We start from the raw sequence: 13,781 nt of genomic DNA, 5'->3' as shown, positions 1-13,781 counted from the left end.
ACCGCGCGGCCACCATGTTCGTCGCGGCGATCGCGGCGATCGGCATCGCGCCGATCGCGAGCGCCAAGGATTATGGTCAGCAAGGGGCCGTGTTCCGGATCTCCGAGCCGGATCTTCTTCGCACGATCGAACAGAAGCTTCGGACGCTGGAAGCAAGTGGCGGCATCGAGCGGATGAATGCCGAGCTGACCCGCAAAACCGAAGCCGGCGTACGTCGGCCACGACCCGTCGCCGGTATCAGCCTCGCGGTGCGCGATCGTAGCTGGATCTTTGATCCGGCGATCCGTGTCGAGCAGGATATTCTCGACAACAAGGGCAATGTGATCGCCCGCGCGGGACAGCGGGTCAATCCGCTCGATTTCGTGACTGTTCGCCACAAGCTCGTTTTCATTGACGGGGACGACAAGGATCAGATGAGCTGGGCCTTGCGGCGGTTCGACGATCAGTCGGCGAAGCTCATCATGGTGAAGGGCGCTCCGCTCGACGCAATGACCTTGCACCAGCGCCGCTTCTATTTCGACCAGGGCGGATTTCTTGTCGGGCGGTTCGGGATCCGCGCGGTGCCGGCGGTCGTGGAGCCGAATGGGAAAACGATGAAGGTTTCGGAAATCCCGCTCGGGGTCGGTCGGAAATGATCGGCCGTATTCGCGCCTCGTTCCGGTCGGGCTTGCGGCGACTTCGATCGGCCGCATTCTTGACGCTGGCGGCCGCCGGCGTCGCAATGGCGGCGCCCACTATTGCCAGCGCCGCCGGCATCGATGGCACCCCGGGGAAGTGCACGGGCAAGTTCGTGAATCCGGTGACCGACGTATGCTGGTCATGCCTCTTTCCGCTTTCTGTCGGCGGGCTGAAGATCTTTCCATCGGATCGGCCCGACACCGACAATCCCGATCTGCCGATCTGCGCTTGCGGCTCTCCCCTTCCGCGCATCGGCGTTGCGATGGGATTTTGGGAGCCGGTGAGGCTCGCGGACGTCACAATGAAGCCGTGGTGCTTCGCCAGCCTCGGCGGCAAGAAGATCTCGCCCGGATTCAACATCGGTCACGGCCGCGCGGCCGATAGCGTCGACGGCCACGACCGCGGCGCGAAATGGCATGTCCACTGGTACGTCTATCCGCTCCTCTACTGGATGGAGATTCTGACGGACATGGCCTGCCTCGAGCAGTCGTCGTTCGACATCGCGTATGTCACCGAAATCGACCCGCTCTGGCAGGATGATACGCTGACGGCGCTGATCAATCCGGAAGTCGCACTGTTCGCCAATCCGCTCGCGCAGACGGCGTGCGCCGCGGACTGCGGTGCCGCTACCGGCAAGCTTCCACTCGATCCGCTCTTCTGGTGCGCGGGCTGCCTCGGGCCGATGTACCCGATGAACGGAAACATCTCGGGGCACATCGGCCACGTCCAGTCGAGCCGGCTGGCGCTCTCGCGCTTCGCCTTCAAGCTTCACCGGCAAGGGATTGCCTGGGGCACGATGGGCAAGAAGGGGCTCTGCGGCAAATACATCATGCCGATCATGAAGAAGCAGCAATATAGGTTCCAGGCCACGGTGCCATCGGCGATGGTCAAGGGCCGCTGGGCGTGCCCGCCAATTGGCGCCTCCGATATGAAGCCGGGCTCCGGCAACACCTATCCCGCCGTCGGCGAAGACATGGGCTATCTCGTGTGGAGGAAGCGAAATTGCTGCGTCCTTTGAAAAACCTTTCCAGAAAAGGGAAGTTTGTTTCCGCAGCCGTGCTGCTAGCCGCTTGCGGCGGCAGCATCGCGCTCGCGCAGAATGTCGATGGCCTCGATATTCAGCATATCCTGAGCCGCGGTGAAGCGGCCGATCCCGACGCGGAGGCGCTGATCCGCGAAGTCGCTCGCCGTGGTGACGAAATGCGCGCCGAAGCGCGCGAGGCGGCCGACGGTGGAAACCGCAACCTCAGCGAGAATAAGGGTGTGCTCGTGGGGGGACCCACCGGGGCGATAGATTTCGACCAGATGCTCGCCGCCTCCAACGAGCTTGAGGCCAGCGACAAGGGTGCGCCTCAGCTCATCGTTTTCGCATCGCTGTCAATGCCGGAGCAAAGCCTGAAAAAGCTTATCCGCGAGACGGCGAAAGCAGGCGGCACTGTCGTGTTCAACGGTTTCCCCGGGAACTCCATGAAGGCGTTCCAGCAGGGGATCATGAAGGTCGTCGACAACCAGGATGCTTACGGCAGCATCGGCATCGATCCGCGCCTGTTTCGCGCCTTCGACGTGACGGCGGTGCCGGCGATCGTCGTCGTGACATCGGAATTCGAGCTTTGCGACGGGTTCAACTGCCGTACGTCCGTCCCGCCCTCTGACCGGATGAGCGGCAATGTGCCGCTCGAATATGCACTCGAGACATTCGTCGACGGTCGTGGCCCCGGTTCGGCGATCGCGGGCCAAGCGCTGGCGCGGCTGAAAAAAGGGCAGGGGTCATGATCGACGCCAGCTCTCGACTAACAGTTTTGATCGAACCTGAAGCCGTTGCTGGTGCCGGCGTGCGGCGCTTGGGCCGTTCACTCGTCGCGATCGTCGCGGCGATCGCCATGGTGGTCGGTCCTATCCCGGTTGTTCAGGCGCAAACATCGCAGCCATCCGGAGAGATTTCCGCCGCCGGCAAGGATGGCGAAGCGTTCGCCAAATCAGGGAAAGAGGGGGCCGCCTCAATTCCCGATCAGGAAGTCTCCGGCGACGTCATTCCGGGCTATTCGACGGCGCCGAGCGACCTTTCGAACCTCTTCGGTACCGACGATGGGGCGCTCAATTCCGCGGGCGGCAATGCGGTCGGTAACGAAGCCTGGGAATTCATGATGGGCGCGGACGCCAATCGCGCGACCGTCGATCCATCCTCGTTCGAAGACATCATCAAGAAGGGCGAGGAGATCAACGAGAACGCCGGAAGCTCCGAGCTCGGCGAGAATATCAGCAATACGCCGGGCACCTGTGAAGAGGTGAAGGTTGGCGAAAAGCAGGACTATTATGACGCGACGTGCGACGTCGGCGTTACAGTCACGACGCCCGATCGCGTCGAGGAGCTGAGCTGCCCCGACGGTTATACCCTTGTCGGTCGGACTTGCACGAAAACGCTGACCCAGCCTGCGGACGTCACCTATACTTGCCCTGACGGCGGCGTGCTGCAGGGTACGACCTGCGTCGTGACCCAGCCCGCTTCGGTCTCCAGCCACAGTTGCCCCGCCGGGTTCACGCTGCAGGGCACGAACTGCACGCGCACGACGACGGAGCCCGCGGTGATTACCCGCTATAGCTGCCCGGCAGACTATATGCTTGACGGGACAAGCTGCGTCCGGACGCTCGAGCAGTCGGCGACGCCGAACTATAATTGTCCCGCTGGTTATGTTCTTGAAGGCACAACCTGTCGTTCGAAATCGACCTATGCCGCCACGGCAAGCTATAGCTGTCCCGCCGGCTATAATCTGTCCGGCACGACTTGCTCGCGGACGCTCTCGCAGCCGGCTAACGTCTACTATACGTGCCCCGCGGGCTATAATCTGAACGGCACGACCTGCACCCAGACGGGCACTTATACGGCAGTCCCGAATTATAGCTGTCCATCAGGCTATACTCTCGTGGGAACGACTTGCACGGCAACCGGAAGCTATGGGGCGACACCCAATTATAGCTGTCCGAACGGCGGTACGCTGCAGGGGACCGAATGCGTTACCTCCGGGAGCTATGCCGCAACGGCGAGCTATAGCTGCCCGAACGGGGGTACGCCGAACGGCACCAACTGCATGACGACGACCCAGACGCCGGGGACGCCGGTCTATCAGTGCAGTGGCTGGGCGCTGCCGATGGATCTCTATACCTTCGAAAATGCGCCCTACTGCGGCTTCGCCAAGACGGGCAAGACCTGCCCGACTACCTGGACCGGCTTCTATAAGGAAGGAAAAGCGCAGGGTTACAGCGGGACGAAGTGCTTCTTCCACCCGAAGGTCAATTATACCTGCCCTGGCGCTTATGTCGTCGAGGGATCGATGTGCACGATGGTAACCGCGACGCCGGGGACCGTCAGCTATAGCTGTCCGAACGGAGGAACGCTTAACGGCACGCAGTGCCAGACGAGCTCGAGCAGCCCAGCGACGGTCACTTACAGCTGTCCGAGCGGCGGCACGCTCGCCGGAAATATCTGTAACACGAGCAGCTCGCTGCCGGCGACGGTCACGCATACTTGCCCGAGTGGCGGCACGCTCAACGGTACGACGTGCACGATCGTCACGTCGACGTCTGCTACCCCGGTCTATTATTGCCCGTCTGGATATAATCTTTCGGGAACGACGTGCTCGCGGACCGACGAGACGAGCGCGACGGTTACCTATAGTTGCCCCAATGGCGGCTCGCTGTCTGGTTCGGTTTGCACCATCGATCTCGCGCAGCCTGCTGAGGTCACCTACAGCTGTCCGACCGGATGGGAGGTCCAGGGGGACAAGTGCAAGTCGGTCCTCTCGCAGCCAGCGACGCCGATCTATTCCTGCCCGTCTGGGTACAGCCTCAGCGGCGACATGTGCAGCAAGACGGAAACGCAGCCCGCGACCCCGAATTATAGCTGCCCGACCGACTTCACCCTTTCGGGCACGACCTGCACCAAGACCTATCCGGCGCAGCCCAACTATAGCTGCCCGGCGAATTACACGCTGTCGGGTACGACCTGTTCAATGACCCTCTCGCTGCCGGCGACGGTCACGATGGTCTGCCCGCCCGGCGCCACCGAACAGAATGGCACCTGCTACGGCGAGAGCGCGGGGCAGAGCGAGTGCGCCGAGCTCGAGTCCAATCCGAAATGCAGTCACGTGCGGGACACGTGCCTTGATGAGGAGCCGAATGGCCCCTGCAAGGTCACCGAGCGCACCTTCAAATGCCCGATTCCGAATTCTCCGCCGACCGATGTGAAGGAATATGTCTGCGGTGGGTCGATGTATTGCATCAACGGGAGCTGCAGCGAGATCGAGGACGAGGCCTCGAACGAGTTCAAAGACGCCCTCGTGGCGATGGGCGCGATCGATCAGGTCGGCAAGGAATTCGACCCCGACACGATGGGGCTTTTCAAGGGCACGCGCGAGACGTGCCACAAGCCCGTCTTCGGCTTGGTCAATTGCTGCGCTGGTAAAGTGTCGGGCCTGTTTTCCGGCGGCGTCGCCGCGGCCGCCGCCTGGGCGGGCCTCAGTGGCGGACCTGCCGCACTCGCAGGCGTTGCCACCCAGTTTCTCACCACGTTCCTGTGCTCGAATGAGGAAAAGCAGCTCGACGTAAAGGATCGCCTCGGTCTGTGCGTCTCGATCGGCAGCTATTGTTCGTCGAGCTTCCTCGGCGTCTGCCAGACCAAGCGGAAGGCATATTGCTGCTTTGAATCGAAGCTCACCCGGATCCTGCAGGAGCAGGGGCGGCCGCAAATCAACAAGCCGTGGGGCAATCCCAAGGAAGAGCAGTGCGCCGGCTTCACCGTCGACGAATTCTCGCGCCTCGACCTCAGCAAGATGGATTTTTCGGATATCTACGCGGACTTCCTCGAGGCCGTGAAGCTTCCCGAAGAAGCGCAGATGGCGAGCGACATTCAGGCGAAGATCGACGCCTATTACAAACAGCATCTGCCGGGAGGGATTTGACGAGATGATTCCATCTGGACGGCTTTCGGTCCTCGTCCGAGCGGTGGATCACGATAGGCGGGGAGCGCGAGGCTCAGACAACCCCGGTCGGCCGCGAAGTTCTCGAAATGCACAAACCGCCGCTCGCCAGGGCGGCGCTGCGGTCGCAGCGAAGCAGCCTTTCAAAACGGAGAAGAATGATGAAGACGGCGATCCGTAACGCGATTGCTCTTGCCGGCGCACTGCTCGTCGTTTCCGGCGTACCTATTCGAGCACAATCTTCGGCCGAAGATCGCTCTCCCGATGCGACTGACCCCTCTCCCAACCAAGATTTCTACTGCGGCGCCCGCAAACTCGGAACCTGGTTTTATTGCGACAAACCGAAACCGCGGCCGAACACAAAGTCAGCGTCGGCGCCGTCGTCGACAGCCGCGAGCGAACGGCTGGCTGCGATTGCCAAGGAACTCGACGAGCTGAAGGCGCGGGCAATCCTCGAGCCGTCGGAAGAGAATGTAGCAGCATATATTCGTTTCCAGCGCGAGCAGCTCGATCGGGCCTCGATGTTCTCCGATGTCTGGCAGCGGTCGATGTGGCAGAACCCCGAGCTCGACTATACGCTTCAGCGTCCCGTTTCGACGCTCGCCAAGCGTGCCTGGATCGACAATCGCAGGGCCGAACAGGAGCAGGCGCTCCGGAATCTCTCGAAACGCTACGGGATCTTCTATTTCTACGCGCAGAGCTGTGGCGCGTGCGAGATCTTTGCACCCATTCTGAAATCGCTTTCGATGAACAGCGGCTTCAATGTCGTTGCCGTCTCGATGGACGGCGGACCGAACCGCGAATTCCCGAATTACGTCGTCGATGTCGGACAGCACGCGAAGATGGGCCTGACCTCGAAGGCAACGCCGGCGCTGGTGCTCTACGATACTGTGGCGCGCCGCCCGATACCGATCGGCACCGGCATCTTGTCGGCCGACGAAATCACCGAACGCATTTTCACGCTCACGAGCACCAAAGTGGGGAGCGACTTCTAATGGCCGACATCAAATTCATCGCGCGGATCCGCGTGGCCGTTTCCCGCATCGGGATCGGCGTCATCGCACTCTCCGTAGCCGCGGCGCCGGCACAGGCTGGCGTGGGCGACGAGATGAGCGATTTCTTCAACGATATGGGCGCGGCGGCCAATGCTACCGGCGCGACGGCTTATCAGGGTCAGTCCGCCGGCTATTATTCGCTCGGCTCGGTATGGGCCCGGTTCCCCCAAAAAAGCGTCTATCCCGCCAACATCCAGCTTCCGAAGGTGCGTGCCGGCTGTGGCGGCATCGACATCTTCTCGGGCTCCTTCTCCTTCATCAACATGTCGGAATTCGTCGCGAACCTGAAGGCGATCGCGAACAACGCCATCGGCTTTGCCTTCAAGCTCGCGATCGACAGCATCAGTCCGCAAATCGGCGGCGTGATCGACCAGATGCAGGACATCGCCAACAAGGTGAACCAGTTCAACATGCAGAGCTGCGAGGCGGCCGCCGCGGCCGTCGGCGCCGTGTGGCCGAAGGTCGACGCGGCGGAGGATCGAATCTGCCAGTCGATCGGCACGTCTGCGGGTCGCTTCTCCGACTGGGCAAAGTCGCGGCGCGGATGCGGCAATGGCGGTGAGCGATCATCGACGATCAATTCCAATACCGATCCAGCACTTGCGGCAATGACCCCGGGCCCGAAAAACTACGCCTGGGACATGATCAAGCAATCGCCGCTCGAAAGCTCCGATCGGCAGATGCGCGAGCTGGTTATGACACTGACCGGGACGATCGTCGTGGGCAAGCGTCCATCGGATAACGACCCGCTCCCGATCATCTATCGGGGGGAGGGCGATCCCGCGATCCTCGATGCGTTGCTCGACGGCGACAAGGCGATCGACGTCCTCAGCTGCGACGAAACCGACAAGTGCCTCAATCCGGGCAAGCGGACGATCCCGGCACTAGGGGCCACGGCATTGCGTCCGCGCGTTGCAATGTTGATTCAGTCGATGAGCGACAAGGTGCGGAGCAATGCGGCGCTGACGACCGAAGAGAAGAACCTCCTCGGCGTTGCCAGCATCCCGCTTTACAAGGTTGTTGCCGTGCAGGCGGCCTCGGGCTTCAACCTGTCGCCGGGCGAGCTCAACTCGCTCGCCGAAGTCACCGCGATCGACCTGCTCAACTCGATCGTCCAGCGGATGCTCGATCAGGTGGCCTCTGGCCAGTCGAACAACAGCAATCAAGCCGATTCCGAAAATTTGCGCCAGTTCAACGAGCAGCTTGCGCGCGTGCGCCAGCGGCTGTTCGAGCGCGAAAGCACGGTGAACCAGCGCGTGACGCGGACCTTCGAAATCGTCGATCGCGCGATGATGATCGAAAGCACCCTGCAGACGCGCATGGCGCCGGGGATGGCGGCATCCCTGAATTTCTCCCGCGCTTTGTCGGCGCAAGGCTTGCGGCCCTGATTTCGGGCTGAAGGAGCGCGTGCGATGATCGAGGTCTTCACGGTCGGGGGCGGGGAGTATCTCGTCAACGTCTTCAACGCGGTGGCGTCGTGGTCAGGCTCCGGTGGTTACCGGGGCCTCATTCGCGTTGTCATGGTCATGGCGTTCACCTGGGCGCTTCTCGTCACGGCTTGGAATATGGATCCGCGGGCGCTCCTCAAATGGTTCATGCAGGCGACCCTGATGTATTTGGTCGTCATGGTGCCGACGATCTCGGTAAAAGTTACCGATCGCACCAACCCAGGAGTGACGGCGGCGGTGGTCGACAATGTTCCGGTCGGCCTCGGCCTGGTCGCGGGCTTCACCAGCCAGATCGGCGATTATCTGACGCGAGCCGCCGAGACCGTGTTCGCCATGCCCCAAGTGCTCAATTATTCGACCGGAGGCATGATCTATGGCGCGAAGTTGCTCGATGCTACGCAGGGCCTGAGGATCGACGATCCGGTCTATGCGACCAACCTGAACGAGCATTTCAAGCAGTGCGTCTTTTATGACATCCTGCTCGGCCGAAAAACCTATGACGACATCCTGAAGTCCTCGGATCTGCTCACTGCGATGGGGCCGGGGTCGGTCGCGCTTTCGCAGCAGTATATCTATCCCGATGGCACATCGGGCATCGTCACATGCGAGACGGCCTATAGTTTCATTCGCAATGGCTGGAGCAATTACTACGCCATCGCAGCTCCCAAAATTGCCGCTCAGTTCTTCCCCGGCATTCCGGTTGCGCAAGCGTCGACCCGCCTTAACAACGACATCAGTAATATGAACGCCGCGGGAATGGGCTCGAGCAGCGGTCAGCTCGTTCGGCAGGCGATGTTCATCAATGCGCTGACGGAGGCGCGCGACAGCTTTGCCAGCGGATCCGCACAGGGGTCGATCGATGCGTTCGCGCAGACGCGCGCGGACATTCAGACCCGCAATACCTATTCCACGATCGCGTCGGGCGCGATGAAATGGGTTCCCTTGCTGAACATCGTTCTGACGGTCGTTTTCTACTCGCTCTTCCCAATCCTGTTTCTACTGATGCTGCTGCCCACCAACGGCATGACCGTTGCCAAAGGCTATATCACCGGCTTCTTCTATCTGGCCGCCTGGGGGCCGCTGTTCGTCATTTTGAACATGATCTTCATGTCGCGTTGGCAGGATTCGCTGGCATCGTGGGGCGCGAATGGCGGGATGACCGCCGCCAACTTCTCCGGCATTTCGGCCGTCAACCAAGACGTCGGCGCGCTCGCCGGTTATATGATCATGTCTGTGCCATTCATTGCTGCCGGCATGGCAAAGGGCGCGATGGCGATCGCGTCGCATTCGGCCAGCTTCCTCTCGCCGAGCCAAAACGCTGCCGAGCAAGCAGCGGCGGAGGCAACGACGGGCAATTACTCATACGGCAATGCGTCGCTGATGAACCGCCAGATTAACACGCTCAGCCGCGATCAATATTCGACCGCGCCAAGCTTCCATACCGGCGCCGGATCGATCCACCAGCGCGCCGGCGACGGCGCATTCACCCGGTATAATGAGGACGGCACGTTCGCCTATGATACCAGCCAAGGTATTTCGAATCTTGGCTTCGCGATTTCGGCGAGCAAGGACTATGGCTCGCAGCTTCAGAAGGGGCTTAGTCAAGGATCGGGCGTGGTCGAGCAGAAGCGCGTGGCGGCGAATGATAGCTGGGCCACGACACGCACGGAAACTGCGCGATTGTTCGACACGGCGCAAACGTCCGCGAGCGCGACGACCGAAGAGGGCCGCTCGCTACAATCATCGATCGCGCAGGTCCAAGACCTGTCGTCGAGTTGGTCGAATACTCTTCAGACCCAATTCGGCATGACGAAAAGCGAAGCGGACAAATTGGCACGCGATACAGTGTTGACCGGCAGGGGTGGAATCGGTGCATCGGGGGCGGTAACTGGAAAACGCGGGCCGCTTTCAGGCCAGGTTGATGGGAAAATCGGCATCGACGGCAATTCGAGCGACAGAAGAAACACCGAACAGGGTGTTTCAACTCAGAATGCAAACACTGACGCCTATCAGTGGCTCGAAAAGGAATCGAATTCGGAAGCCGCACGGCAAGCGCGCGAGAGCTTCTATCGTGCAACCACTTCGTCGACCGACAGTCAGGTCCGTGGTTTGGGGCAGGAAGTATCGCAGGATCTGAGGCACTCACAAAGCCTCAGCGAGGAAGCTTCGCGCGCGGAAGAGCAGTATCAGCGCTGGTCGAGCGAATTTTCGCAGTTTGAGCGCGACGGCTACGCGCTGAACAAGAATTTGAGCCAGGATTTTGTCCGCTATGCTCAAACCGCGATGATGGATCCGCAAAATCGTCATCTCGATCAGAGCTATCACCCGGGCCTGGTCAACATGACGACGACGCAGGCGATGACTCAAGACGCTTTGTTGAAGCAGTTCATGGACGATCGCGTTGAAAAGATGCACCGCGACCTCGGTGTTGTTCCCAACGCTCCTGCCGGGACGATTACCGGACCCTCGTTCTCTACCGCCGACGACATACGCGCGATCGGCGCTGCCGGCATGGCCGATATCGCATCGCGCGGCCCGGCGGTCGATGTTTCCGGCACTGCACGCGACGTGGCTCTTGAAGATAATGTTAGAGGCCGTCTCGATGGAAGCGTGGCGCGTCTCGATGACTATGGTCAGGGTATGAGAGCGACGTTGCTCGGCGATCGCCGTCAGGCTGACAGTCTTAGTGCGACAGCAGAGGCTCGGAATGATTCCTGGGTTATTCGCACAATGCCGGGAGTGGCCGCGGCGCTGACGGCGGTTGGGCTGGATAATGCGGCAGACGCCCCGCTCGGCGGGCACCGGGTTAATCTCGGCGGCGTAGCCGCCACCGCCGGCCTCGGCGTAAAGGGCGGAGCCAATCTCAGCTCAATGGACTCGAGTATGGCGTCGGCGTTGACTGCCGCAGCGGCGTCTGCTCACGCTCTCGGGCTGCCGCAACGCGTCGTAACGTCGGCCCGAGACAGTCAGCATTCCCGCGGTAGTTTGCATCCGGAAGGGAAGGGGCTTGATCTGCGCGGGAATGACATCAGCGTCGCGCAGGGCCGCCAGTGGGCACGCGACGTTCGCGAACGCCTCGGACCGGAATATGACGTCAATTTTGAGACGTTCCGCGACAATCCCGCGAACAATCATCTTCACATTGAACACGATCCAAAGCCGCGTGGCGGAAGAGGCCATAAGCGTTGAGCTTAGCGGCCATCCGGATTAACCGCTGGCCGTGGTCAATGTGTTCCGAAGACAAGGATGAGCCCGAAATAGGCCGCAACTACCGCCAGCCCGGCATACAAGAGGCGCACACCCCAAGGCCCGAGCTCCGTCATGTCGTCACGGTTCTTGGTTAGTCGTGCGAGTCCATCCTCCGCTGCTGACGAAACGTACAGCGGGTGCGACGGATCGTAGAGTCGCCTCGAGAAATTATCGTCGTCATTCATGGGCCAATCCTCCAATGCGAACATACAGGAAACACCCAAGAACGGCAAGTTCCGGCATGTTTTGCGGTTACAGATAAGCTCCGACGCAGCGGAATTTGAGCCGGGTTTGCCCAGGAAAGCCGCCATTCTTGTTTTGATAACAGCTCGGAGCTATATAGGAGCAACGATCCAGAGAGGGTCGCGTTAAGAGTCGGATGATGGCAAACGCTGTAACTCAAGTGCTTACTACGGTGAACGCCCCTTACGGGGCGGCTGTTTCTGCACATCAGCTTGCCGCTATGATCGTCGATTCCGATAGCGCGATTAGCTTCAATGCGCCAGTTTTTGCATTCTTCTCCGAAGTTCCGCTTCAGGTCCAGAAGCAGTTCATGTGGGCCATGAATGTGGATGAGCAACTAGCGAGCCAAGTCGCAGAGCAGGTCTCCCAGCTTTCCGGTTACGCATTGCCGCTGGCGGCCTGACGCCGTGCCCGAGAAGCGGCCAAGCGAATGGCCGGTCCTCTTCGATGTCGCCATCGGTATCCTGAAGCATTTCAACGAAAAAAATGGTTTTTCGCCCCAATGGAGCTTTGGCGGCGGGACTGCTCTTATGTTGCAGATCGACCATCGCGAGAGCCACGACATCGATCTGTTTCTGGACGATCCGCAATATCTACCGTTCTTGAATCCCGAGACGCAGGGAATCAAGCTCGACCGAGCTCCCGATAGCTATCAAGCTGGCACGGACGTCTTGAAGCTCGCATATGAGGATTTGGGCGAAATCGACTTCATTTGCTGCGATAACATCCTGCCAGACCCGACCACCGCGACCGACGTACGAGGGCATGCCGTAGCTTTGGAGACGCCGGCGGAAATCATTGCAAAGAAGGTATTCTATCGCGGCTGGAGCTTCCAACCTCGTGATATGTTCGATCTAGCCGCTGTTTCCGAGCATTTCGGTTCGGAATATGTGGTTTCAGCACTCAAGCAATGCCCGCCGGGCAAATGCAAAACTGCGCTGGAAGTTATCGACAAAACCAACCCGGCCTATGTCGAAGCCATTATTGGCCAGCTTATGCTTCGTGACAAAACGCGCGGCCTGGTCGCGCGATCAAGAGAAATCAGCCGCAACCTCCTTGGACTCGCAATTACCAACTAACCGCGCCCCGGTGACGCTGCCTTTCGCTGGCGACGTCAATCTCGACATCGTTCCGCAACGGCGCAGATCGCAATGGCACCTCTGTCAAAATTCGATAAGCTGAGACACGCTCGCGGGGAAGAGCTGCGCCGGCCAACACAGTCTCGACGGCACTTCCGCAAAAAAGGCGTGCGAAACGTCTAACATAATAAGGGGGACCAAATTCCGGAATCCCCGATTGGGGGAAATTTTGGATCTGTTACCGCAGTGGACGGAGAAGGCGGAGAAGCGCGGCCTAGACCCCCTTGGCATTCAAAATAGCGGCGTCCTCCTGTACCAGGCGCTTTTGCCGGGCATCAGCAATGTTACCCTCCGCATGCGCTACTACTGCTACTATTGCTGGGTCAGCGAAACTTATGCACGCAGTGGAGCTTCCGACGATTTCGAGGCGTGGCGAACTTGGCTCCGCAGAGCTGAGGCGCTCTACGCCCTAGTCGCCGCATATGCCGAGGAGACTGGCGTCGGCGGAACAGAATGGGCGAACGGTCGGCTCGCCGCCGACGAGAAGGTCATCGACTTCGATGCAGCCGCCTCTACCGATCGATCGCAGAAACTATATTTGCGCCAAGCGCTCGGCGTCTTCGGAGGCGCATATTTTTCCCAAATGGAAGAAATGGGGCTCTTCACCTACAACAAGCATGGCATTCAGGTCGCCACGCGCGAACTCGGCAAACGTGCCGCGGTCTTGTTCGCCAACGCAATCGGCCCGGACGTTGCGAAGCTGCTCAAGAAGAGGATCGCGGATGCCAGCGTAAGCGTTCGCGATCTCGAGCGCCTCATCGGGATTGCTCCATCCGAAATCGAAGAGGGCAGCGCCGAGTGCGAATTTTACGAAATGCTCCTATTCGCAGACGCAGACGCTGGCTCCGAGAACGCGCGCAGCCGAAGTGTGTCCGCCGTCAGCACCAATGGCACAGATTTGAGGTTGTGATTTAAGGAGGATCTGGGCTTCGTCGTAGTGACGAAGGAACGAAGATGAAGCCCAGATCCTCCAATGTAAAATCGCCCGCCAAGGCC

The 13,781-nt window shown here is 60.3% G+C and carries 11 protein-coding genes; 10 read left to right on the top strand and 1 reads right to left on the bottom strand.

Annotated elements, in window-relative coordinates; translation table 11 throughout:
* Positions 1 to 14: 14 nt before the first annotated feature.
* The 7 genes from traW (at position 15) to FG91_RS19050 (ending at position 11,343) form a co-directional block, all read left to right on the top strand.
* A complete protein-coding gene (gene traW, locus FG91_RS19080; RefSeq protein WP_152568184.1) occupies positions 15 to 635 on the top strand; it encodes a type-F conjugative transfer system protein TraW in 621 nt (206 codons plus the stop codon).
* A gap of 32 nt (positions 636 to 667) precedes the next feature.
* On the top strand, positions 668 to 1,696 hold the full coding sequence (gene traU / locus FG91_RS19075) for a conjugal transfer pilus assembly protein TraU (protein WP_037518330.1): 1,029 nt from the start codon (positions 668 to 670) through the stop codon (positions 1,694 to 1,696).
* Positions 1,681 to 2,451: a type-F conjugative transfer system pilin assembly protein TrbC gene (trbC, locus tag FG91_RS19070; RefSeq protein WP_235212102.1), complete on the top strand. Its 771-nt coding sequence runs from the start codon at positions 1,681 to 1,683 to the stop codon at positions 2,449 to 2,451. Before traU ends, trbC begins: the two co-directional genes overlap by 16 nt.
* A complete protein-coding gene (traN, locus tag FG91_RS22550; protein ID WP_327195874.1) occupies positions 2,448 to 5,633 on the top strand; it encodes a conjugal transfer protein TraN in 3,186 nt (1,061 codons plus the stop codon). The genes trbC and traN overlap by 4 nt, the downstream gene beginning before the upstream one ends.
* A gap of 179 nt (positions 5,634 to 5,812) precedes the next feature.
* On the top strand, positions 5,813 to 6,646 hold the full coding sequence (locus FG91_RS19060) for a conjugal transfer protein TraF (protein ID WP_052187923.1): 834 nt from the start codon (positions 5,813 to 5,815) through the stop codon (positions 6,644 to 6,646).
* The gene (locus tag FG91_RS19055; RefSeq protein ID WP_052187911.1) at positions 6,646 to 8,094 is read left to right on the top strand and encodes a conjugal transfer protein TraH; all 1,449 of its coding nucleotides are present in this window, start codon (positions 6,646 to 6,648) and stop codon (positions 8,092 to 8,094) included. The genes FG91_RS19060 and FG91_RS19055 overlap by 1 nt, the downstream gene beginning before the upstream one ends.
* A 24-nt stretch (positions 8,095 to 8,118) precedes the next feature.
* Entirely contained in the window at positions 8,119 to 11,343 is a 3,225-nt protein-coding gene (locus FG91_RS19050; RefSeq protein ID WP_052187909.1) for a conjugal transfer protein TraG N-terminal domain-containing protein, read from the top strand.
* 35 nt (positions 11,344 to 11,378) lie between these two features.
* On the opposite strand, the gene FG91_RS19045 is transcribed toward FG91_RS19050, so the two are convergent.
* Positions 11,379 to 11,588 (bottom strand): hypothetical protein, encoded by a 210-nt coding sequence (locus FG91_RS19045; protein ID WP_152568183.1) that lies wholly within the window; start codon positions 11,586 to 11,588, stop codon positions 11,379 to 11,381.
* A 197-nt stretch (positions 11,589 to 11,785) separates the two neighbouring features.
* Between FG91_RS19045 and FG91_RS19040 the strand changes: the two genes are divergently transcribed.
* The 3 genes from FG91_RS19040 (at position 11,786) to FG91_RS19030 (ending at position 13,695) form a co-directional block, all read left to right on the top strand.
* Positions 11,786 to 12,049, top strand: coding sequence for a hypothetical protein (locus tag FG91_RS19040; protein WP_037518318.1), 264 nt, complete (start codon positions 11,786 to 11,788; stop codon positions 12,047 to 12,049).
* Positions 12,050 to 12,053: 4 nt separating this feature from the next.
* Entirely contained in the window at positions 12,054 to 12,725 is a 672-nt protein-coding gene (locus tag FG91_RS19035) for a nucleotidyl transferase AbiEii/AbiGii toxin family protein (RefSeq protein ID WP_037518281.1), read from the top strand.
* 229 nt (positions 12,726 to 12,954) lie between these two features.
* Entirely contained in the window at positions 12,955 to 13,695 is a 741-nt protein-coding gene (locus FG91_RS19030) for a hypothetical protein (protein ID WP_037518279.1), read from the top strand.
* The last annotated feature ends 86 nt before the right edge of the window (positions 13,696 to 13,781 follow it).

The organism is Sphingopyxis sp. LC81 (assembly GCF_000756375.1).
GTDB lineage: Bacteria > Pseudomonadota > Alphaproteobacteria > Sphingomonadales > Sphingomonadaceae > Sphingopyxis.
The sequence above is the reverse complement of the archived record's forward strand: the minus strand, read 5'-3'. Positions and strand labels throughout refer to the sequence as shown.

Bases quoted from the DNA above. Each gene is read 5' to 3' on its own strand.
- traW (WP_152568184.1), top strand. From the start codon at position 15: ATGTTCGTCGCGGCGATCGCGGCGATCGGCATCGCGCCGATCGCGAGC.
- traN (WP_327195874.1), top strand. From the start codon at position 2,448: ATGATCGACGCCAGCTCTCGACTAACAGTTTTGATCGAACCTGAAGCC.
- FG91_RS19060 (WP_052187923.1), top strand. From the start codon at position 5,813: ATGAAGACGGCGATCCGTAACGCGATTGCTCTTGCCGGCGCACTGCTC.
- FG91_RS19055 (WP_052187911.1), top strand. From the start codon at position 6,646: ATGGCCGACATCAAATTCATCGCGCGGATCCGCGTGGCCGTTTCCCGC.
- FG91_RS19050 (WP_052187909.1), top strand. From the start codon at position 8,119: ATGATCGAGGTCTTCACGGTCGGGGGCGGGGAGTATCTCGTCAACGTC.
- FG91_RS19045 (WP_152568183.1), bottom strand. From the start codon at position 11,588: ATGAATGACGACGATAATTTCTCGAGGCGACTCTACGATCCGTCGCAC.
- FG91_RS19040 (WP_037518318.1), top strand. From the start codon at position 11,786: ATGGCAAACGCTGTAACTCAAGTGCTTACTACGGTGAACGCCCCTTAC.